18 protein-coding genes and 1 pseudogene are annotated in these 21529 nt (G+C 72.5%); 10 read left to right on the top strand and 9 right to left on the bottom strand.

Translation table 11 applies throughout. The features are described 5' to 3' along the window. Window positions 1-72: 72 nt before the first annotated feature. A complete protein-coding gene (locus tag HUT16_RS10640; RefSeq protein WP_176187713.1) occupies window positions 73-903 on the bottom strand; it encodes a serine hydrolase in 831 nt (276 codons plus the stop codon). 117 nt (window positions 904-1020) lie between these two features. Here HUT16_RS10640 and HUT16_RS10635 point away from each other — a divergent pair, with 117 nt between their 5' ends. After that, a complete protein-coding gene (locus tag HUT16_RS10635) occupies window positions 1021-1512 on the top strand; it encodes a MerR family transcriptional regulator (RefSeq protein WP_176187711.1) in 492 nt (163 codons plus the stop codon). Then, on the top strand, window positions 1509-2525 hold the full coding sequence (locus HUT16_RS10630; protein ID WP_176187709.1) for an aldo/keto reductase: 1017 nt from the start codon (window positions 1509-1511) through the stop codon (window positions 2523-2525). The genes HUT16_RS10635 and HUT16_RS10630 overlap by 4 nt, the downstream gene beginning before the upstream one ends. 48 nt (window positions 2526-2573) lie before the next feature. Here the strand turns inward: HUT16_RS10630 and HUT16_RS10625 are convergent, their stop codons facing one another. The 3 genes from HUT16_RS10625 to HUT16_RS10615 all read right to left on the bottom strand — a co-directional run bounded on the left by HUT16_RS10625 (window position 2574) and on the right by HUT16_RS10615 (window position 4972). Next, a complete protein-coding gene (locus HUT16_RS10625) occupies window positions 2574-3764 on the bottom strand; it encodes an alpha/beta hydrolase (RefSeq protein ID WP_176187707.1) in 1191 nt (396 codons plus the stop codon). Window positions 3765-3908: 144 nt separating this feature from the next. Further along, window positions 3909-4244 carry an MmcQ/YjbR family DNA-binding protein gene (locus HUT16_RS10620; protein ID WP_176187705.1) on the bottom strand — a complete coding sequence of 112 codons (336 nt, stop codon included), beginning with the start codon at window positions 4242-4244 and terminating at the stop codon, window positions 3909-3911. Window positions 4245-4318: 74 nt separating this feature from the next. Then, on the bottom strand, window positions 4319-4972 hold the full coding sequence (locus tag HUT16_RS10615; RefSeq protein WP_176187703.1) for a TetR/AcrR family transcriptional regulator: 654 nt from the start codon (window positions 4970-4972) through the stop codon (window positions 4319-4321). A 204-nt stretch (window positions 4973-5176) separates the two neighbouring features. On the opposite strand from HUT16_RS10615, the gene HUT16_RS10610 reads away from it, so the two are divergent. Next, window positions 5177-6775: an MFS transporter gene (locus tag HUT16_RS10610; protein WP_176187701.1), complete on the top strand. Its 1599-nt coding sequence runs from the start codon at window positions 5177-5179 to the stop codon at window positions 6773-6775. Window positions 6776-6913: 138 nt separating this feature from the next. On the opposite strand, the gene aceE is transcribed toward HUT16_RS10610, so the two are convergent. Then, window positions 6914-9664: a pyruvate dehydrogenase (acetyl-transferring), homodimeric type gene (aceE, locus tag HUT16_RS10605; protein ID WP_176187699.1), complete on the bottom strand. Its 2751-nt coding sequence runs from the start codon at window positions 9662-9664 to the stop codon at window positions 6914-6916. 468 nt (window positions 9665-10132) lie between these two features. Between aceE and HUT16_RS10600 the strand changes: the two genes are divergently transcribed. The 3 genes from HUT16_RS10600 to HUT16_RS10590 all read left to right on the top strand — a co-directional run bounded on the left by HUT16_RS10600 (window position 10133) and on the right by HUT16_RS10590 (window position 11957). Further along, window positions 10133-10570, top strand: a complete 438-nt coding sequence (locus HUT16_RS10600) for a DUF3052 domain-containing protein (RefSeq protein ID WP_176187697.1) — start codon at window positions 10133-10135, stop codon at window positions 10568-10570. Between the two features lie 204 nt (window positions 10571-10774). After that, complete coding sequence (locus HUT16_RS10595) at window positions 10775-11233, top strand: peroxiredoxin (protein ID WP_176187695.1); 459 nt, start codon at window positions 10775-10777, stop codon at window positions 11231-11233. A 148-nt stretch (window positions 11234-11381) separates the two neighbouring features. Next, window positions 11382-11957: a TerD family protein gene (locus HUT16_RS10590; protein ID WP_176192604.1), complete on the top strand. Its 576-nt coding sequence runs from the start codon at window positions 11382-11384 to the stop codon at window positions 11955-11957. An 84-nt stretch (window positions 11958-12041) separates the two neighbouring features. Here HUT16_RS10590 and HUT16_RS10585 read toward each other — a convergent pair whose 3' ends face one another. Together HUT16_RS10585 and HUT16_RS10580 are read right to left on the bottom strand one after the other, a co-directional pair. Next, window positions 12042-13286, bottom strand: a complete 1245-nt coding sequence (locus tag HUT16_RS10585; protein ID WP_176187693.1) for a PQQ-binding-like beta-propeller repeat protein — start codon at window positions 13284-13286, stop codon at window positions 12042-12044. A gap of 421 nt (window positions 13287-13707) precedes the next feature. Then, a pseudogene (locus HUT16_RS10580) lies at window positions 13708-14358 on the bottom strand (serine/threonine-protein kinase); the annotation flags it as partial. 476 nt (window positions 14359-14834) lie between these two features. Here HUT16_RS10580 and HUT16_RS10575 point away from each other — a divergent pair. Together HUT16_RS10575 and HUT16_RS10570 are read left to right on the top strand one after the other, a co-directional pair. Continuing rightward, a complete protein-coding gene (locus HUT16_RS10575) occupies window positions 14835-15410 on the top strand; it encodes a TerD family protein (protein ID WP_033222315.1) in 576 nt (191 codons plus the stop codon). Window positions 15411-15466: 56 nt separating this feature from the next. Beyond that, window positions 15467-16552 carry a DUF475 domain-containing protein gene (locus HUT16_RS10570; protein ID WP_176187691.1) on the top strand — a complete coding sequence of 362 codons (1086 nt, stop codon included), beginning with the start codon at window positions 15467-15469 and terminating at the stop codon, window positions 16550-16552. Between the two features lie 88 nt (window positions 16553-16640). On the opposite strand, the gene HUT16_RS10565 is transcribed toward HUT16_RS10570, so the two are convergent. After that, window positions 16641-17786, bottom strand: a complete 1146-nt coding sequence (locus HUT16_RS10565) for a DUF2637 domain-containing protein (protein ID WP_176187689.1) — start codon at window positions 17784-17786, stop codon at window positions 16641-16643. A gap of 199 nt (window positions 17787-17985) precedes the next feature. Between HUT16_RS10565 and HUT16_RS10560 the strand changes: the two genes are divergently transcribed. Then, entirely contained in the window at window positions 17986-18747 is a 762-nt protein-coding gene (locus HUT16_RS10560) for a Tellurium resistance (RefSeq protein ID WP_254897746.1), read from the top strand. 25 nt (window positions 18748-18772) lie between these two features. On the opposite strand, the gene HUT16_RS10555 is transcribed toward HUT16_RS10560, so the two are convergent. Continuing rightward, window positions 18773-19921 (bottom strand): TerD family protein, encoded by a 1149-nt coding sequence (locus tag HUT16_RS10555; RefSeq protein ID WP_176187687.1) that lies wholly within the window; start codon window positions 19919-19921, stop codon window positions 18773-18775. A gap of 335 nt (window positions 19922-20256) precedes the next feature. Here HUT16_RS10555 and HUT16_RS10550 point away from each other — a divergent pair, with 335 nt between their 5' ends. Further along, the gene (locus HUT16_RS10550) at window positions 20257-21429 is read left to right on the top strand and encodes an HpcH/HpaI aldolase/citrate lyase family protein (RefSeq protein ID WP_176187685.1); all 1173 of its coding nucleotides are present in this window, start codon (window positions 20257-20259) and stop codon (window positions 21427-21429) included. The last annotated feature ends 100 nt before the right edge of the window (window positions 21430-21529 follow it).

The following is a 21529-nucleotide window of genomic DNA, read 5'->3' as shown; positions in this document are numbered from 1 at the left end:
GTCGACGTCCGCTCGCGATCCCGCGACGGGTGCGGACCCGCTCGCGCGGTTCCCCGCGCCCCTGGTTCCGCGCTACGCGTTCTCGGTCAGGACCGCGTCGCTGAGTCGGGGCCAGACCTCGGCGGCCCAGGGGCCGAAGTCGCGGTCGGTGAGGGCGATGCAGGCGAGGTCGGCGGCGGGGTCGACCCAGAGGAAGGTGCCGGACTGGCCGAAGTGGCCGAAGGTGCCGGGGGAGTTGGCGGTGCCGGTCCAGTGCGGGGACTTGTGGTCGCGGATCTCGAAGCCGAGGCCCCAGTCGTTGGGGCGGCGGTGGCCGAAGCCGGGCAGGACGCCGCTGGTGCCGGGGAAGGCGACCTCGCGGGTGGCGGCGTGCAGGGTGGCCGGGTCGAGCAGCTTGGGGGACTGCAGTTCGGCGGCGAAGCGGGTGAGGTCGGCGAGGGTGGAGAGGCCGCCCGCCCCGGCGGGGGCGCGGTGGGCGGTGTTGATCAGGGTGGCGTGCATGCCGAGCGGCTGGAAGACGGCCTCGGCGGCGTACTGGTCGAACCGGATCCCGGAGGCGCTCTCCAGCGTCGCCGCCAGCACGTCGAAGCCGGCGTTGGAGTAGAGCCGCCGGTTGCCGGGCTCGGCCATCACCCGGTGCTCGTCGAAGGCCAGGCCGGAGGTGTGCGCCAGCAGGTGGCGGACGGTGGAGCCGTCGGGGCCCGCCGGGTCGTCGAGCTCGAAGACGCCCTCCTCGACCGCGACCAGCGCGGCGTATGCACTGAGCAGCTTGGTCACCGAGGCGAGCGGGAACAGGTGGTCCTGCGGGCCGTGCGCGCCCAGCAGCGCGCCGTCGCTCCCGCGGACCACCGCCGCCGCGGCGTGGGGTACCGGCCAGTCCTCGATCATCCGCAAGCTCTGCATGGGCGCACTCTACCCAGGGGGCCGCTCCCGGGACGGCCGTCGGCGTGCCAGGCTTGCTTGGAGTGCGCTCCAACTCGGTAGCGTCGTCGTTGTCGTCGAGACGGGAGTCCGGAAACCATGGCAGTGCCCGAGCAGGGGACGGCGGAGTGCGAGCGGGCGTTCGCGGACCCGGACCCCGCACCCGACCTGACGGCCCGTCACGGCATCGGCGAGGTGGCCGCCGCCAGCGGCCTGAGCGCCCACACGCTGCGCTGGTACGAGCGGATCGGGCTGCTGGAGCCGGTGGACCGCTCGCACGCCGGGCAGCGCCGCTACAGCGACGCGGACCTGGCCCGGCTGGCGTTCCTGACCAAGCTGCGGCTGACCGGCATGCCGGTGGCCGACATGGTCCGGTACGTCGAGCTGCTGCGGGCCGGGGACGGGACGCGGGCCGAGCGGCGGGACCTGCTGGTCGCGCACCGCGCGGAGGTGCGGCAGCGGCTCGCCGACCTGCACGCCACGCTCGCCGTGATCGACCGGAAGATCGACCACTACGCCGAGCCCGACCGTCCGGCCCCCGCCGGGACGACGACCCGGAACCACACCGCACAGGACAGGAAGAGCGCATGAGCAGCAGCATCGAGACCACCCGGCTCGGCACCAACGGCCCGGTCGTGGGCGTGCAGGGACTGGGCTGCATGGGCATGAGCGAGTTCTACGGCCCGACCGACACCGACGAGGCGCTGGCCACCCTGGAGCGGGCGCTGGAACTGGGCGTGACCCTGTTCGACACCGCCGACGTCTACGGCTCGGGCGCCAACGAGGAACTGATCGGCCCGTTCGTCCGGGCGCACCGCGAGCAGGTCGTGCTGGCCACCAAGTTCGCCATCGAGCGGCGCGCCGACGACGCCAAGTTCCGCGGCGTCAACAACGACCCGGCGTACATCCGGCAGGCGGTGGACGCCTCGCTGCGCCGCCTCGGGATCGACGTGATCGACCTCTACTACATGCACCGCCGCGACCCGCAGGTGCCGCTGGCCGAGTCGGTGGGCGCGATGGCCGAACTGGTCGCGGCCGGCAAGGTGCGCCACCTGGGCCTGTCCGAGGTGACCGGCCCCGAGCTGCGGGAGGCGCACGCGGTGCACCCGATCGCGGCGCTGCAGTCCGAGTGGTCGATCTTCGCCCGGGGCGTGGAGCGCAGCGCGGTGCCCGCCGCGGCCGAGCTGGGCGTGGCGCTGGTGCCGTACTCGCCGCTCGGCCGGGGCTTCCTGACCGGGGCGTTCGCCGACGCCGGGCAGCTGGACGCGGGCGACTTCCGCCGCCAGCTGCCGCAGTTCACCGGCGAGAACGCGGCCGGCAACGCCGAACTGGTCGCCCCGATCCGGCGGATCGCCGAGCGGCGCGGGGCCACCGCCGCGCAGGTCGCGCTGGCCTGGCTGCAGCAGCGCACCGAGGTGCACGGCCTGACCGCGGTGGTGCCGATCCCCGGCACCCGTCGGCGCGCCCGGCTGGAGGAGAACCTGGCCGCGACCCGGCTGGTGCTGGACAAGGAGGAGCTGGCCGAGCTGGAGCCGATCTCCGCCCGGGTGACCGGCGGCCGCTACGCCGACATGAGCGCCACGGCGGACGCCCGGGAGCTCTGACCCCTGCGAGCCGTGACGCCCCGCAGCGGCGGGGCGGGCGGCGGTCGGTCAGCCCTGGCTCTCGGACGGGCCGCTGACCTCGCCGTAGTGGCCGAGCGCGATGGCGGCGAAGTTGTGCCGGCTCGCGGTGCCGTCGGCCAGGTAGCCGGTGTGGCCGTTGGCGCCCAGCGAGGAGATCGACACCGCGCCGAAGGCGTGGGTGGTCGGGTCGGCGCCGTGGCCCAGGCCGCCGACCTCCAGGTAGGGGACGTTGCCGATCCAGTCGCCGGGGTTGCGGGCCGCCCACACCTGGACGCCGCTGCCCAGCTCGGCCGCCGAGTCGACGCCCATCCCGGGGCTGCCGAACGCCACCACGTCGGTGGGCTGCGCGTCGTGCAGCGACGGGGCGGCGGTGCCGCACACCACCGAGCCGTACGAGTGGCACAGCAGCGCGGGCGGCGCGTCCGGGTGGGTGGTCTGCTTGAGGCCGGCCAGCAGCCGGTTCAGCCGCGGCGCGGCGGCCTCGGCCAGCCGGGAGGTGACCGCGTCCGGGCCGAGGCCCTGCGGGGTGACGTAGCCGGTCCAGGCGATCACCGCGGTGCGGGTGCCGGGCGCCTGGGCGTGCTCCTCGGCGTACAGCGCGCGGGCCATGCCGGCGGGGGAGCGCAGCGGGTCCCCGCTCTGGTCGAAGTGGCCGAGGTCGGCGTCCGAGCCGGGCACCAGGACGGCGACCCGCTGGGCGCTCGCCAGGTCGCCCCAGACCTCGGTGACCAGGCCGCGGCCGCGCGGGTCGAAGGCCAGGATCTGCCGGTCCGCGCCGAGCAGCCGCTCCGAGTCGTTGGCGCGGGAGACGGCCAGCGCGCGGGTGGTGGAGTCCAGGGTGGGGTCCGCGGCGCGCTGCCGGGCGCGGTCCCGCTCGGCGGCGACGGCCACCCGGTTGGCGCGGTAGCGGACGTCCAGCGGGGCGCCGTCCAGGTTGCCGACCACCAGCGGGTACTCGACCACCAGGCGGTTCAGCTCGGCGGGCGCCAGCGAGGAGAAGAACGCGGCGACGGCGGCCGGGTCGGCGGTGGCCGGGTCCGGGAGCGGGTGGCCGAAGGTCTGGTCGGCGACCCAGGCGGCGCTGCCCGCGGGCGGAGTGGTGATCGCCAGCTGCTCGTTGGAGGCGGCGGCCTGTGCGGCGGCGGCGCCCGCGTCCACCAGGGCGGCGCAGCCGGCGAACACGCCGATCAGGATTCGCTTGACCCGCCTGCGGTGCATGGCGTCCACTCCCTCGGGCCGGTACATCGCGGCGGGACGGGCCCGACGGTGCTGTGACTGCCAACTACTAGTCAGCCAGAGTAGAGGGCGACCGACCCGCGGGGCAGGGAGCAAACAGTGTTCCCCGTCACATTCGCCCGGACGCTACCCCTCGTACCCCTGCACCACCCGTTTCGGGGCGACCGAACGCCAGGCGTCGGTGAGCAGTTCGCGCAGTTCGTCGGCCTCCACCCCGGCCAGCCGCACCCGCACCCAGCCGAACCGGCCGGTGTACGGCGCCACCGAGTACACCCCGGGCGCGGCGGCGACCAGTTCGGCCTGCTCCGGCGGCGCGGCCTTCACGGTGGCCTCCCCCGTCTCCGGGCGGCCCATCGCGAAGATCTTCCGGCCCACCCGCAGCGTCACCTGCTCCCACGTCTCCTCCTGGTGGGTGCCGGGCAGCGCCAGGGCCAGCGCGGTCAGTTCCTCGAAGGTCGCCATGGCCGCCAGGGTAGGCGCCGCCACCGACAGTTGACGCCGCCTCGGGCCGCGGCCGGGTCGGCGCCGGGGGCCGGTTAGCGCCAGGAGCCGGCCAGGGCCGGTCCCAACTGGTCGAAGTGACGCTCGATCAGGGCCAGCATGCCGTCCATCGAGTGGTTGTCGGCGTCCGGGGCGGCGGCGTAGGAGAGGTGCGAGATCCGCACCACGGTGCCGAACACGGCGGCCAGCAGGCGGGGGCGCAGGTCGACGGACGGGTCGAGGCCCTCGCGGTCGGCGAGGATCCGGGCGACCTCGACCTCCTGCTGGATGGAGTGCCGCAGGTGGGCGGCGAGCAGCGTCGGGGTGGACTCGATCAGCTCGAACAGCTCCAGCGCGGCCGGGCCGGTGCCCCGCCCCCGGTCGACGCTCTGCCAGACCTCGCGGACCGCGCCGCGCATCGCCTCCAGCGGGTTCTCCGCGGCCGGGCGGGCCCGCAGGCACTCCAGGAACGACTCCTCGGCCTCGGCCAGCACCGCGAGCGCGACCTCCTCCTTGTTGGCGAAGTACCGGAAGAAGGTGCGCTGGGAGACCTCCACCTCGGACGCGATCTCGTCGACCGTGGTGCGCCCGTAGCCGTGGCAGAGGAACAGCCGGTGCGCGGCGTCGACCAGGGCGTCCCGGGTGCGCCGCTTCTTGCGTTCGCGCAGGCCGACGGGCTGCGGGTCGGCGGCGGTGGTGGGGGTGGCCATGGGGCCAACGATAGCGCCGCGATCAGCTTCTGGCATCAAGTGACAGGAGTCACCGTTTGTCGAATGTCAGCAGCTGACATAATGTTCCCCGGTGGCGGCGTCCGTCTGTCGTGGAGCTCGTGGGGACGGGCGTGAGGGCCGGACGCCGCTCTTCCGTCCCCCAGCGGTTCCTGCCACACCACACGAACGGGGAAGTCCCGAACCATGAGCCAGTCCGTAGTAATCGACAAGGAAGCGGCTCCGTCCGCCGGTGGCAGGCTGCGGGGCCACCCCTGGCTGACCCTGCTCACCGTCGCCGTCGGCGTCATGATGGTCGCCCTCGACGGCACCGTCGTCGCCATCGCCAACCCGGCCATCGCCAAGGACCTGAACGCGACCCCCTCCGACATCCAGTGGGTCACCTCCGGCTACCTGCTGGCCCTCGCGGTCTTCCTGATCACGGCGGGCAAGATCGGCGACCGGTTCGGCCACAAGACCACCTTCCTGGTCGGCGCGGTCGGCTTCGCCGCCACCTCCGCCGCGATCGGCTTCGCCGGCTCGATCCAGCAGGTGATCCTCTTCCGGGTGCTCCAGGGCCTGTTCGGCGCGCTGCTCCAGCCCGCCGCGCTCGGCCTGCTGCGCGGGGCGTTCCCCGCCGAGAAGCTCAACATGGCGATCGGCATCTGGGGCGGCGTCATCGGCGCCTCCACCGCGGCCGGCCCGATCGTCGGCGGCCTGCTGGTCGAGCACGTCAACTGGGAGTCGGTGTTCTACATCAACATCCCGGTCGGCGTCATCGCCCTGGTGCTGGGCCTGCTGGTGCTCAAGGACGTCCGGGCCGAGAACGCCGCCAAGTCCTTCGACGTCCCCGGCATCGTGCTGCTCTCCGGCGCGATGTTCATGCTGGTCTGGGGCATCATCAAGGCCCCCGGCTGGGGCTGGGGCGACCCCGCCACCCTGCTGTTCCTCGGCGGCGCGCTGCTCGCCCTGGTGTTCTTCGCCGTCTGGCAGAAGTACGCGAAGGAGCCGCTGGTCCCGCTCTCGCTGTTCCGCTCGGTGCCGCTCTCGGCCGGCACCCTGCTGATGGTGCTGATGGCCTTCGCCTTCTTCGGCGGCATCTTCTTCGTCACCTTCTACCTGCAGAACGTGCACGGGATGGCCCCGGTCGACGCCGGCGTCCACCTGCTGCCGATGACCGGCATGATGATCGTCGGCGCCCCGGTGGCCGGCTTCCTGATCGGCAAGGTCGGGCCGCGCATCCCGATCGTCGGCGGCATGGTGCTCACCACCGCCGCGATGCTCGGCATGTCCACCCTGGACGTCGACTCCGGCACCGGCGTGATGTCGCTCTGGTTCCTGCTGATGGGCCTGGGTCTCAGCCCGGTCATGGTCGGTGCCACCGACGTCATCGTCGGCAACGCCCCGCTGGAGCTGTCCGGCGTGGCCGGCGGCCTGCAGCAGGCCGCCATGCAGGTCGGCGGCAGCCTCGGCACCGCCGTCCTCGGCGCGGTGATGGCCTCCAAGGTCACCGGCGCGCTGCCCGGCAAGTGGCAGGCCGCGACCGGCCAGCCGCTGCCCGGCGGCCCGGAGGGCGAACTGCTCAAGCAGGGCGCGCAGCTCGGCATCGCGCCGAAGGCGAGCGACCTCGGCCCGAACACCCCGGACACCGTCGTGCAGGGCGTCGCCGACGCCGTCCACTCCTCGTTCGTCAGCGGCATGGGCGTGGCCTTCGTGGTCGCCGCGGTCGTCGCCCTGGCGGCGGCGGGCCTGGGCCTGCTCACCCGCCGCGGCGTGAACGAGAGCGGCCCCGCGGTCCACATCTGACGCACACCCCCACGGATCCGCCCGGCAGGCCCCCGCCCCGGGCGGATCCCGCTTCTCGTGCGGGGACGGAGACACAAAGGTCCGCCCGGAGCAGGGAGTTCCCTGCTCCGGGCGGACCTTTCAGCTAGCGGCCTGCGCTCAGGCGTCGCCGCCCGCGGCGCCCGGGTCGGCCGCCGCCACGTCGAGCAGCTGGTAGCGGTCGATCGCGTCCTTCAGCGCCGAGCGGTCGATCTTGCCCTGCTTGGCCAGCTCGGTGAGCGTGCCCAGGACGATCGACTGCGCGTCGATGTGGAAGAAGCGACGGGCCGCGCCGCGGGTGTCGGCGAAGCCGAAGCCGTCGGCGCCCAGGGACTGGTACTGGCCGGGGACCCAGCGGGAGATCTGGTCCGGGACGGCGCGCATCCAGTCGGAGACGGCCACGAACGGACCCTCGGCCCCGGAGAGCTTGGTGGTCACGTACGGGACGCGCTGCGGCTCCTCGGGGTGCAGGAGGTTGAACTCCTCCGCCTCGACCGCGTCGCGGCGCAGCTCGTTCCAGGAGGTCGCCGACCAGACGTCCGCCTTGACGTTCCACTCCTCGGCGAGGATGCGCTGGGCCTCCAGGGCCCACGGCACCGCCACGCCGGAGGCGAGGATCTGTGCGGGGATCTGGCCGGCGGCGCCGTCGGAGAGCTTGTAGAGGCCCTTGAGGATGCCGTCGACGTCGACGTTCTCCGGCTCGGCGGGCATCTTGATGGGCTCGTTGTAGACGGTGATGTAGTAGAAGACGTCCTCGCCGTGCGGGTGCTCGGCGGAGGAGCCGTACATCCGGCGGATACCGTCCTGCATGATGTGCGCGATCTCGTACCCGTAGGCCGGGTCGTAGGCGACCACGCCGGGGTTGGTGGAGGCCAGCAGGTGCGAGTGGCCGTCGGCGTGCTGCAGGCCCTCACCGGTCAGGGTGGTGCGGCCGGCGGTGGCGCCGATCACGAAGCCGCGGGCCAGCTGGTCGGCCATCTGCCAGAACTGGTCGCCGGTGCGCTGGAACCCGAACATCGAGTAGAAGACGTACACCGGGATCAGCGGCTCGCCGTGCGTCGCGTACGAGGAGCCGGCCGCGATCAGCGAGGCGGTGCAGCCGGCCTCGGAGATGCCGTCGTGCAGCATCTGGCCGGCCGGGGACTCCTTGTACGCCAGCAGCAGCTCGCGGTCGACCGACTCGTAGGTCTGGCCGAGCGGGTTGTAGATCTTGGCGGACGGGAACAGCGAGTCCATGCCGAAGGTGCGGTACTCGTCGGGCGCGATCGGCACGAAGCGGTTGCCGATGCCCTTGTCGCGCATCAGGTCCTTGAGCACCCGGACGAACGCCATGGTGGTGGCGATGGTCTGGTTGCCGGAACCCTTCTTGACCGCCTTGTACGCGTCGTCGCCCGGGAGTTCGAGCTTGCGCGGGCGCACCTTGCGGGTGGGCACGTAGCCGCCGAGCTCCTCGCGGCGGTCGTGCATGTACTGGATCTCCTCCGAGTTGCGACCCGGGTGGTAGTAGGGCGGGTAGCCCTCGTCCAGCTGCTTGTCGGTGATCGGCAGGTGCAGCCGGTCGCGGAAGCGCTTCAGGTCCTCGACCGTCAGCTTCTTCATCTGGTGGGTGGCGTTGCGGCCCTCGAAGTTGGGGCCCAGCGTCCAGCCCTTGACGGTCTGCGCCAGGATGACGGTCGGCTGGCCCTTGTGCTCGCGGGCGGCCTTGAACGCGGCGTAGACCTTGCGGTGGTCGTGGCCGCCGCGGCCCAGGTGCTGGATCTGGTGGTCGGTCATGTTCTCGACCATCGCGCGCAGGCGCAGGTCGCCGCCGAAGAAGTGCTCGCGGATGTACGAGCCGGTCTCGGTGGCGTAGGTCTGGAACTGGCCGTCCGGGGTGGTGTTCAGCTTGTTGACCAGGACGCCGTCGCGGTCCTGCGCCAGCAGCGGGTCCCAGCTGCGGTCCCAGACCAGCTTGATGACGTTCCAGCCGGCGCCGCGGAACTGCGACTCCAGCTCCTGGATGATCTTGCCGTTGCCGCGGACCGGGCCGTCGAGGCGCTGCAGGTTGCAGTTCACCACGAAGGTCAGGTTGTCCAGGCCCTCGCGGGCCGCCAGCGAGAGCTGGCCGAGCGACTCGGGCTCGTCCATCTCGCCGTCGCCGAGGAAGGCGTACACCTGCGAGTCGGAGGTGTCCTTGATGCCGCGGTGCTCCAGGTAGCGGTTCATCCGGGCCTGGTAGATCGCGCCGAGCGGGCCGAGGCCCATCGAGACGGTCGGGAACTCCCAGAAGTCCGGCATCAGCCGCGGGTGCGGGTAGCTGGAGAGGCCGTAGGGCGCCTTGGACTTCTCCTGGCGGAAGGCGTCGAGCTGCTGCTCGGTGAGCCGGTCCAGCAGGAAGGCGCGGGCGTAGATGCCCGGCGAGGCGTGGCCCTGGAAGAAGACCTGGTCGCCGGACTCGCCGTCGGCGTCCTTGCCGCGGAAGAAGTAGTTGAAGCCCACGTCGTACAGGGACGCGGAGGAGGCGAAGGTGGCGATGTGGCCGCCGACGCCGATGCCCGGGCGCTGGGCGCGGGAGACCATGACGGCCGCGTTCCACCGGGTCGCGTTCAGGATCTTGCGCTCGATCTCCTCGTTGCCGGGGAAGAACGGCTCGTCCTTGGTGGCGATGGTGTTGACGTAGTCCGTGCTGCGCATCTCGGGCACGGCGACACGCTTTTCACGGGCGCGCTCGATCAGCCGCAGCATCAGGTAGCGGGCGCGCTCGCGCCCGCGCTCGTCGATGGCAGCGTCAAGCGACTCCAGCCACTCCGCGGTCTCCTCGGGATCGAAGTCCGGGACCTGGCTCGGGAGGCCGCCAATGATGATCGGGTTGCGATCGGATCCGGAAGCCACGCTGTTCCTTCACTGTCGGTCGAAACTGAGTTGTCGCGCCGCCTCCATCGTGCTACCGCGTTCGGAGATCCGTCATCTCTACCGATCGGTAACCGTTCCGCCTGGTGGACGGTACGGTCAGGAGGTGGTCCGACCTGGGACCCCGGGCGGACGATGTCGGCCGACCGGGATGAGGGCCAACAGGAGACTTTACGCCCGCACCCTGCCCTGACCCGAATGCCGTTCGCATCTCGGGCAGGCGTACGGCGGGTGAAAGGGCCGCGAGCGGGTACGAGACGAAGCATCCTTGTCGGTACGGACGGGGACATATGGGTGTGTTCACTGCCACAGTGGGCGGCGTGTCGCCCCGCGACACGTCAACCTTTGGGTGGGATCGGGGGTCGGGTACTTGCGCGAACCGCCGCTCCCGTGTGGACTACGGCCACAGCCCCGGCATGGACGCCGGGCCGAATACTGGAGGTTATTCCCGTGAGCGCGACCGCGGACCCCGCGGACAAGTCCAACCCGGCTCTCCGTCTCGGCTTCGAACAGGGCCAGATCATCCAGGAGCTCGGGTACGACGAAGACAGTGACCAGGAGCTCCGCGAGGGCATCGAGGACATCACTGGCGCCGAACTCGTCGACGAGGACTACGACGACGTCGCCGACGGCGTCCTGCTGTGGCACCGCGACGAGGACGGGGATCTCACCGACGCCCTGGTCGACGCCCTGGAGTACCTGGCGGAGGGCGGCCTGATCTGGCTGCTCACCCCGAAGACCGGCCGGGACGGGCACGTGGAGGCGCACGAGATCGCCGACGCCGCCAAGACCGCCGGCCTCTCGCAGACCAGCTCGGTGGCGATCGCCAAGGACTGGGCGGGCACCCGCCTGGCCACCCCGAAGGCCTCGAAGACCGGCAAGCGCTGACCTTCGGACCGGGAACCCGCGACGGGCCCCGCCGGCGAACGAGCCGGCGGGGCCCGTCGCGGGTTCCCGCAGGTCCGCCCGTGTTCACCCAGGGCGAACGGGGTGCCCGGGCGGCCCGCCGGGCTCACCCGGACGGCCGAACGGGGGCGGGCGAGTGGGAGGATCTTCCCGACCGCACCACCGCATCGGCAGGAAGGCCCCCTCATGACCGTCGAGATCGGCACCCAGGCCCCGGACTTCGAGCTCAAGGACCAGCACGGCGCGTCGGTGAAGCTCTCCGACTTCCGCGGCGAGAAGAACGTCGTCCTGGTCTTCTACCCGTTCGCCTTCACCGGCGTCTGCACCGGCGAGGTCTGCGAGATCCAGAAGGAGCTGCCGCGCCTGCAGAACGACGAGGTGCAGGTGCTCGCGGTCTCCAACGACTCGCCGTTCTCGCTGCGGGTGTTCGGCGACCAGGAGGGCCTGGAGTACCCGCTGCTGTCGGACTTCTGGCCGCACGGCGAGGTCTCCCGCGCCTACGGCGTCTTCAACGAGGAGAAGGGCTGCGCGGTGCGCGGCACCTTCGTCATCGACAAGGAGGGCGTGGTGCGCTGGAGCGTCGTCAACGGCCTGCCGGACGCCCGCGACACCCGCGAGTACCTGACCGCCCTCGGCGCGCTCTGACGCTCCCGCGAGCGGCCCGCGCGCCCCGCTCGGCCCGGCCCGGCGCAACTTCCGCCGGGCGCCGGGCCGAGTCGCGGTGGCGGGCCGGGAACCCGGCACTACGATCGGGCCGTTGACGGATCGGGAACCCGACTTCTTGGAGGACCACGTGGGTGTCAGCCTGAGCAAGGGCGGCAATGTCTCGCTCACCAAGGAGGCGCCCGGCCTGACCGCCGTGGTCGTCGGCCTCGGATGGGACGTGCGCACCACCACCGGCACGGACTTCGACCTGGACGCCAGCGCGCTGCTCTGCACCGACCAGGGCCGGGTCCGTTCCGACGCCGACTTCATCTTCTTCAACAACCTCAAGAGCGCCGACGGCTCGGTCGAGCACACCGGCGACAACCTCACCGGCGAGGGCGAGGGCGACGACGAGCAGATCAAGGTCGACCTGGCCAACGTCCCGGCCGACGTCGCCAAGATCGCCTTCCCGGTGTCGATCTACGACGCCGAGAACCGGCAGCAGAGCTTCGGCCAGGTCCGCAACGCCTACATCCGGGTGGTCAACCAGGCCGGCGGCGCCGAGATCGCCCGCTACGACCTCTCCGAGGACGCCTCGACCGAGACCGCCATGGTCTTCGGCGAGCTGTACCGCAACGGCGCCGAGTGGAAGTTCCGCGCCATCGGCCAGGGCTACGCCTCCGGCCTGCGCGGCATCGCGCAGGACTTCGGCGTGAACGTCTGACCGGTCGGCCGGTCGGCCGGTCGACCGAGGGGCGGCCTCCGCGCGCGGAGGCCGCCCCTCGGCGTTCCCGGAGCCGGGCCGGTCCTACTCGGGCGGCAGGGCCATCACCTGGTTGCCCTGGACGGCGATCAGCAGGTCCTCGCCGCCGGCCAGGTGCCAGGACAGCTCGGCGCCCGCGTTGGTCTGGAACACCCAGCGCACCTTGTGGTTCACCACGTCGACGGCGTAGATGCCGTGCTCGGGGCTGGGCACGAACAGGGTGTCCTTGACCAGCACCGGGCTGGTGTCCATCGACACCTCGACGGGCAGCTCCAGGTGCCACAGCTCGGTGCCGTCGGCGGCGTTGAAGGCCACCACCCGGGTCGCGGCGGCCGGGGTGTAGGTGGTGCCCTGGTAGGTCAGCGTCATGCCGCCGAGCACCGAGTACACGACGTGGCCCCCGGCCGCGGGCGGCGAGTACCACATGTGGGTCGAGCGGTCCGAGGTCTTCGTCCAGACCTGCTTGCCGTCGGATATCCGCACGCCCTGGATGCCGTTCGGGTCGACCGAGCAGAACACCAGGCCGTCCTGCAGCACCGGCTGGTACTCCGAGCGCGAGTTGGTGGCGGCGAACCAGGTCTGGGTGCCGTCGGCCAGCGAGCGGGCGACCAGGTTCTCCTTGCTGTCGGTGTAGAGCAGGGTGTCCGCGGTCAGGTCGGAGCTGACGGTGTAGTCGGCGGTCTGCTGGCGGTGCTGGTTCCACAGCATCGAGCCGTCCTTGCGGGACAGCGCCATGATGCCCTTGCCGGTCCTGGCGCCCATGTCGGGCATGCCGTTCGCGTCCATCTGCAGGTACGAGCACATCGCGTACACGGCGCGGTCGTCGGCGTTCAGCACCATGTCCGAGGCGATCTGGGTGCCGTTCGGCTTCCCGCGCTCGGACTGGTACTTCCACAGCACGGTGCCGGTGGCGGCGTCCACCGTGATCAGGTCGGAGACGGTGCCGTAGCTGATCGTGCCGCCCGCGCAGGCCATGTTGTAGGCCATCGCGTCCTTGGTGATCCACTTCTCCTTGCCGTCGGCCAGGCTCACCGCGATCAGGTCGGCGTTGCCCAGGTGCAGCAGGCCGGGGGAGAAGGCCATGCCGAGGCTGCCGGCGTTGCTCGCCGAGGTCCGGTACGTCCACAGCGGGGCCGGGGGCATGCCGGGAGCGCGGCTGGGGGCGGCGCTCGACGCGGCGGCCGGGGACGGGCCGCCGGTCGGGCCGCCGGTCGGCGGGGCCGGGGTCGGGTCCTCCTTCGCGCCGCCGCCCAGCGCCCAGGCGGTCAGGCCGCCCGCGCCGGCCAGCACCGCCGCGCCGCCGCCCAGCAGCAGCGCCCGGCGGGAGGGCGGCGTCCGGCGGCCGGAGCGGGCCCGATCGGCGCGGTGGGGTGCCCGGCCAGCTCCGCGGCCCCGGCCGCCGGGCGGGCGGGCACGGGCGGCACGGGCGGGCGTCGGCGGCCCGCAGCCGGACGGTGCCGGGGTCGGACACCTCGGTGGGGGTCGGAACGGCGGCGGGGGCGGCGGCCGCCCGCGGGTCGGCCGGGCGGACCGGGGCCTCCAGGTCCATCACCTCGGCGGCGTGGGTGGCGATGTCCGAGGCCAGCGCGACGGGCAGCCAGCCGGAGCGGGCCGGGACGACCGCCTCGCCCAGCAGCGCGCCGAGCCCGGCGGGCGTCGGCCGGTCGGCCGGGTTCTTGGCCAGGCAGGCGGCGACCGCGGGCCGCAACTGCCCGGGCAGCGCGGACAGGTCGGGCTCGTCGTGCACCACCCGGTACAGCAGCGAGGCCGCGGACGGGGAGCCGCCGTCCTCGACGTGGTCGAACGGGCCGTGGCCGGTGGCGGCGAACACCAGCACCGAGCCGAGCGAGAACACGTCGCCGGCCGGGCCGAGGCGGCGTCCGGCGGCCTGCTCGGGGCTCATGAAGCCGGGCGAGCCGACCACCACGCCGGTCGAGGTCATCCGGTCGCCGTCCAGCGCCCGGGCGATGCCGAAGTCGATCACCCGCGGCCCGTCGGCGGCCAGCAGCACGTTGGACGGCTTGAGGTCCCGGTGGACCAGGCCCGCCGCGTGGATCGCGGCCAGCGCCTGGGCCAGGCCCACGCCGAGGGTGCGCACCGTCTCCACCGGCAGCGGCCCGTGGGTGCGCACCGCGTCGTCCAGCGCCGGGCCGAGCACGTACGCGGTGGCCAGCCAGGGCGACGGCCCGTCCCGGTCGGCGTCCACCACCGGGGCGGTGAAGGTGCCGCCGACGGACTGCGCGGCGGACACCTCGCGACGGAACCGCTCGCGGAACTCGGCGTCCCCGGCCAGGTCGGCGCGGACGACCTTGACCGCGACCGTCCGGCCCCCGGCGGAGCGGGCCAGGTACACCCGGCCCATGCCGCCGACGCCCAGTCTGGCCAGCAGGTGGTAGGGGCCGACCGACTCGGGGTCGGTGCGGTCGAGCGGTTCGAACGGCATCGCTACCGTGCTCCCTCTGTTCGTCCGTGTACGTGGTGCCGCGCGATGGTTCGTCCGGCGGTCCCGGCAGCGTACCGGCCGGGTCCGGCCGGTCCGCGCCGGGTCCGCGGGACAGCGGGAGGGGCGGTGCGCGCTTGATAGATTCGGCCACGATCCGCACACCGGCCGGGGTGCGCGCGGGGCGGCTCCGAAGCCGCCGGGCGGGGTGACCGGGCCGGTTCCACCGCGGAGTTCAGGAAGTTCAGTCGGGTGTGCAGCACTGCACGGCCGTCCGGGGGCGTAGATCTCTTGGGGTGCGTCCGCCGGACGCGCCCCGTCGGCCCTCCCGGGCGGCCGGCGGCAGTCCACCGATGCGCACCCCGGGAGCCCCGGAGACGGGAGCTGGGAGGAAGTCGATGTCCGTCACCCTCGCCAAGGGCGGGAACGTCTCGCTGACCAAGGCCGCACCGAACCTGACGCAGGTGCAGATCGGCCTCGGCTGGGACGCCCGGTCGACCACCGGCGCGCCCTTCGACCTGGACGCCAGCGCGCTGCTGTGCTCCGGCGGCCGGGTCATCGGCGACGAGTACTTCGTGTTCTACAACAACCTGCGCAGCCCCGAGGGTTCGGTCGAGCACCAGGGCGACAACCTCACCGGCGACGGTGACGGCGACGACGAGGTGGTGCAGGTGCACCTCGACCTGGTGCCGGTGCAGATCGACAAGGTCGTCTTCGCCGTCTCCATCTACGACGCCGACGCCCGGCTGCAGAGCTTCGGCCAGGTCTCCAACGCCTACATCCGGGTGGTCAACCTGGCCGACGGCAGCGAGATCGCCCGCTACGACCTCTCCGAGGACGCGTCCAGCGAGACCGCCATGATCTTCGGCGAGCTCTACCGCTACCAGGGCGAGTGGAAGTTCCGCGCCGTCGGCCAGGGCTACGCCTCCGGCCTGCGCGGCATCGCGCTCGACTTCGGCGTCAACGTCCAGTAACAGCAAGCCAAGTCCGGAACGGGTCGATTCCGGCAGCCAGAAAGGTAACTGACCCCGTGTTCCTCCGTACGTTCGGATGGTCCTTCGCCATCACGATCGCCGGCCTGATCGCAGCCGGCCTGATCTGGGGGGCCGAAGGATTCGGCGTCGTCCTGATCCTCTCGATCCTCGAGATCTCCCTGTCCTTCGACAACGCCGTCGTCAACGCCACCGTCCTCAAGCGGATGAACGCCTTCTGGCAGAAGCTGTTCCTCACGGTCGGCGTGCTCATCGCGGTCTTCGGCATGCGGCTGGTCTTCCCGCTGCTGGTCGTCGGCCTCACCGCGCACCTCAGCCCCGGCACCGTCATCGAGCTGGCGCTCGACTCCGGCAAGACCCACGACGGCCACACCTACGCCGAGTACCTCGACATGGCCAACCCGGCCATCGCGGCCTTCGGCGGCATCTTCCTGCTGATGATCTTCCTCGACTTCATCTTCGAGGAGAAGGACTTCAACTGGCTGCGCTGGCTGGAGAAGCCGCTGGAGAAGATCGGCAGGCTGGACGCGCTCTCCTCGGTCATCGCCCTGGTGGTGCTCGCCCTGTCGTCCCGCTTCTTCGCCGGTGACCGCGCCGAGACGGTGCTGCTGGCCGGCATCTGCGGCCTCGCCACCTACCTCGCCGTCAACGGCCTCTCCGAGGTCTTCGAATCCGGCCTGGAAGCCCAGGAGGAGGCCGAGGAGGAGGCCGAGCGCAGCGGGAAGTCGCTCGTCCAGGTCGGCGGCAAGGCCGCGTTCTTCCTCTTCATCTACCTGGAGGTCCTGGACGCCTCGTTCTCCTTCGACGGCGTGGTCGGCGCGTTCGCGATCTCCCAGGACATCTTCCAGATCACCCTGGGCCTGGGCATCGGCGCCATGTACATCCGCTCGCTGACCGTCTTCCTGGTCCGCAAGGGCACCCTGGACGACTACGTGTACCTGGAGCACGGCGCGCACTACGCGATCGGCGCGCTGGCGCTGATCCTGCTCGCCTCGATCAAGTACCACATCCCGGAGATCGTCACCGGCCTGATCGGCGTCGCCTTCATCGGCGCGGCCCTGGCCTCCTCGATGGTCCGCAACAAGCGCCAGCAGGCGCTGGAGGGAGCGGGCGCGGAGAGCTAGCGCACCGGGCCCGCACCGCGAAGAGCCGCGCCCACCGGGGGAGTTCCTCGGTGGGCGCGGCTCTTGCCGTACGGGGAGCGGTGCAGGCTCAGCCGAGCTGCTGCTCGATCGCCCGGAGCTTGCGCTCCAGCGAGTCCAGCTTCGGCATCGACAGGGTGTCCTCGTCCATCGTCAGGTCGACGCTGGAGGAGTACGGCGAGCCGGAGGAGAACGAGGAGGAGCTGCTCGACGAGTAGGACGACGACGAGGAGCTGCTGCTGGTGGTCGACTCGACGGCGGCGCGGGGGCGGCGGCCGGCGTTCAGGGCGGCGGGCTCCAGCGCGGAGGCGCTCACCCGGTCGAGGGTGGTCTCCTCGGCGGCTAGGGCAGGCTCCGTTGCGGAGGGGGCGTCGCTGCCGGCCGCGGCCAGCGCGGGCACCTGGCGGGCGTGCCGGGCGCGGGCCAGCACGCCGCCCTGGCGGGCGATGGCCTTCAGCTCGGCCCGCTCGCGGCGGTCGGCGCTGCGGGCGCGCAGCTTCGCGTCCATCTTGGCCTGCCGCTCCTCGCGCACCTCCTCGACCGCCTCGTCCAGGCTGCGGACGTTCTCCAGCAGCATCAGCGACCAGGCCGCGTAGGTCTCGCGCGGGGCGCGCAGCCAGCGCACCACCCGGATCTGCGGCAGCGGACGGGGCACCAGGCCCTGCTCGCGCAGCGCCGCCCGGCGGGTCTGCTTCAGCGCCCGGTCGAACAGCACGGCCGCCGAGATCGACATGCCGGCGAAGAACTGCGGGGCGCCGTCGTGCGCGCCGCCGCGCGGCGCGTGCACCCAGTTGAACCAGGCCGAGGCGACCGCGAACAGCCACACCAGCATGCGGGAGCCGAGCGCGGCGTCACCGTGGCTGGCCTCGCGCACGGCGAGCACCGAGCAGAACATGGCCGCGCCGTCCAGGCCGAACGGCACCAGGTACTCCCAGCCGCCGGACAGGTTCAGGTTCTGCTGGCCGAAGCCGACCAGGCCGTGGAACGACAGCGCGGCGGCCACGCCGGCGCAGCAGAACAGCAGCACGTAGGAGGCGCCGCCGTAGATGGCCTCCTTGCGGCGGCGGCGCTCCTCGCTGCGCTCCCACGAGTCACCGGACGACGAATCGTCGGTCTTGTTGTTCTTGAAGCGCAGGAAGGCCACCAGGATGGCGGTGAACAGCAGGGCTGCACCGCCTACCACGGCCCAGACCAGCTGTATGGAGGAGAGGTTCATCGCGGGGAGGGCCTCGGCTTTCCGCAGGGCAGGGGGAAGAGAGGTGACGCACGGTACACCTGTGCGGAGAGACGATATCGCGTCCGGGGAGCGGGCATCGTACGGGAGTGACGAACCCTCTGCCAGCGGAGCACGCCGGAGGGCTGACGTTGACTCAGGGCCCTCCGGGTGGGTATTGGAGAGGCGAGGACGATAGCCGGTGCTGGGGGAGGACACGATGGTCTCGGTGTGGGAGTTCCTGAAGGGGGACCGGAACGACAGCTTCGACACCGCTGGGCAGTTCAAGGTCACGCTGACCAAGTCCCAGCCGCACCACGCGATCACCGGCTCCGCGGCCACCACCGGGTACCTGTACATCAACCTGCACTGGTCGACCCGCACCGCCGAGGGGCCCGGCGCGGGCAGCGCGCTGCGCCGCTTCTTCGACCCGCGGATCCTGCGCCCGCTGGAGCCGGTCAACGCCGGGTCCGCGCCGGTCGGCGTCGACCTCGACCTGGCCTGCATGTACGAACTCGCCGACGGCACCCGGGGCGTGGTGCAGCCGCTCGGCCGGCTCTTCGGCGACCTGAACAAGCCGCCCTACATCAAGCTCTCCGGCGACGACGTGTCGGGCGCGCCCTCCGGCGAGACCATGCACGTCAACCTGGAGAAGAAGGACCAGTTCAAGCGGCTGCTGATCTTCGTCTACATCTACGACGACACCCCGGCCTTCGACCGCACCCACGCGGTGGTCACCATCGTCCCGCAGAGCGGCCCGCGGATCGAGATCAAGCTCGACGAGCGGGCCCCGGCGGCCCGTTCGTGTGCGGTGGTGCTGATCGAGAACGACGGCGATGGCAAGCTGACGATCCGTCGCGAGGTGCGGTACGTGCACGGCTTCCAGTCCGACCTGGACCGGCTGTACGGCTTCGGCATGCAGTGGGAGCGCGGGTACAAGACCCCCGCCGAGCCCGGGAGTTGAGCGCGCCGGGCGGCGGCGGGGGCGGCTAGCGGGGCTGGAACTGCGGGCCCTGCGGCGGCAGCGCGAACGGCGGGCCGGACTGCTGCTGCGGTTGCTGCTGGGCGGGCTGCGGTTGCGGTTGCTGCTGCGGCGGCTGCGGGACCGGCTGCTGCGGGTAGCCGTAGCCGTGGCCCTGCTGCGGGGCCTGGGGCTGGACCGGGGGGTAGCCGTACCCCGGGGCGGCGGCGGGCTGCGGGTAGCCGTAACCGCCCGGCTGGTGCGGGGGCTGCTGGGGCTGGGCCGGCGGGTAGCCGTAGCCCGGCTGCTGCTGCGGGTAGCCGTAGCCGCCGGGCTGCCGGTCCTGGTGGATGGTCGGCGGCAGCGCGGGCGGGGGCGGCGGGGCGGTCACCGGCGCCGCCGGGGGCCGGGCCGGCTCGGCGGCCGGGGCGGCCTGCGGGGCCGAGGGCGTCGCCGGGGCGATCGTCCAGTCGTCCTCGTCGACCTCGTCGACCGGGAACGACTGCGGCTGGGGCTGTTGCTGCGGCTGCTGCGGCTGCTGCTGGGGCTGCTGGGGCTGGGGTGCCTGGACGGGGACGCGCGGGTCGCCGCCGCGGTCGGTCAGGTCGACCGCGGAGCCGCCCGGGGCGGCGTCCTCGTCCTCGACCGCGATGCCGAAGTCGGTGGCCAGCGCGAGCAGCCCGTTGGCGTAGCCCTGGCCGACCGCGCGGAACTTCCAGCCGCCGGCCCGGCGGTAGAGTTCGGCGGCGACCAGCGCGGTCACCTGCTCGCCCTCGTCCACCGCGAACTCGGCCAGCGCGGAGGCCCCTTCGGGCGCGGACGCGTCGAACAGCAGCACCCGCAGGTCGGGCACCGCGGGGAAGGCGCCGCCCTCCGCCGAACCGGCCAGCACCACCCGGTCGACCTCGGCGGGCAGTTGGGACAGGTCGATCTCCAGCCCGTCCCGGACCGTCCCGTCCCCGACCTGCTTGGGCAGGTGCCGGACCAGGCCGGACGGGTGCCGGGGCTGGTTGTAGAACACGAAGTCGGAGTCGTCGCGGACCTTGCCGTGGGCGGTCAGCAGCAGGGCCGAGGCGTCCACGTCCGGGATGCCCGGGATATCCGTCCACCGCAGGACGGCACGGACGGCGGCGGCCGTCAGCGGGATGTTGGCGCCCTTCGCCATCACGTGCGTCATAGCGCACCATCCTGCCGCCTGCCGGGGGCCCGGGACAACGCGGGGCACGTCGTCGGCGCGCCCCGGTGGCGGCGGGGTCGGCGGGGGGCGCGGCGGGGAGGTCGGTGACGGGTGCGGTGACGGGGCTGACAATCTTGCGAGAATTCGATGTTTCGAACTCTTTCTCCGAGGTCATCCGCCCGTACGATAAGCGGCCAACGGCCCGGGTGCTCCCCACCCTGCGACGGCGTCCGCGCACCGGCGAACTTTCCGGCCGCGCCGACCGTCCCATGGAGGGAGAGGCGGCAGCCGTTCCCGCCGCCGGCGGGCCCACCAGACCACAGCGGGAGAGCACCTTGCGCCACTTCGGGCATCTCGCGGACGACGTCCGCAGCCGGCTCTTTCACGAGCAGCCCGCCGCCTTCGACCGCGACAGCGAGGCGGCCGTCCTCGCCACCGCCCTCGGTGCCACGCTCTACAGCCCCGCCACCCGGCCCACCCTGGCCCGGGACGTCCGCAAGCAGGCCGCCCGCGGCGTGGTCTCCATGGTGCTCTGCCTGGAGGACGCGATCGCCGACCACGAGGTCGACGGCGCCGAACGGAACCTGGTGGACCAGCTCACCGCGCTCGCCGAGGAGGGCGCCGACGCCGAACTGCCGCTGCTGTTCGTCCGGGTCCGGGCCCCCGAGCAGATCACCGACCTGACCGGGCGGCTCGGCCCCGCGCTGCGCCTGCTCAGCGGCTTCGTGGTGCCCAAGTTCACCGAGGACAGCGGGCTGCCCTTCCTGGAGGCGCTGACCGGCGCCGAGGAGCGCACCGGGCAGCGGCTGTTCGTCATGCCGGTGCTGGAGTCGCCCGAACTCGCCCACCTGGAGAGCCGCCGCGAGCAGCTGCACGGCATCGCCCGGCTGCTCGACAAGCACCGCGAACGCGTCCTGGCCGTCCGGCTCGGCGTCACCGACCTGTGCTCCGCGTACGGGCTGCGCCGCTCGCCCGACCTGACCGCCTACGACGTCGCCCTGGTGGCGAGCGTGATCGGGGACGTGGTCAACGTGCTCGGCCGGGCCGACGGCACCGGGCACACCGTCACCGGACCGGTCTGGGAGTACTTCCCGCTCCAGGAGCGGATGTTCAAGCCCCAGCTGCGCCGCACCCCGTTCACCGAGGTCATCCCGCCCGCCGACCGGGTCCGCCAGCAGCTGATCGAGCACGACCTGGACGGGCTGATCCGGGAGATCGAACTCGACCGGGCCAACGGGCTGCTCGGCAAGACCTGCATCCACCCCAGCCACGTCGCCGCCGTGCACGCGCTGTCCGTGGTCACCCACGAGGAGCTGTGCGACGCGCAGGACATCCTGCAGCAGCACCGCGGCGGGGGCGGGGTCAGCCGTTCCGCGTACACCAACAAGATGAACGAGGCCAAGCCGCACCGCGCCTGGGCCGAGCGGGTGCTGCTGCGGGCCGAGGTGTTCGGGGTCGCCCGGCCCGAGGTCACCTTCGCGGAGCTGCTGTCCGCCTGCATCGGCTGAGCCCGTCCGCTCATCCTGCCCGGCCGTTCCTGACGCCGCATCAGCCGATCGGTGGACGGGCGGGTCGGCCGGTCGGCGCGGGTTTCCCGGCTGCTCGGTG

It is taken from the genome of Kitasatospora sp. NA04385, from assembly GCF_013364235.1.
Lineage (GTDB): Bacteria > Actinomycetota > Actinomycetes > Streptomycetales > Streptomycetaceae > Kitasatospora.
The sequence above is the reverse complement of the archived record's forward strand: the minus strand, read 5'-3'. Positions and strand labels throughout refer to the sequence as shown.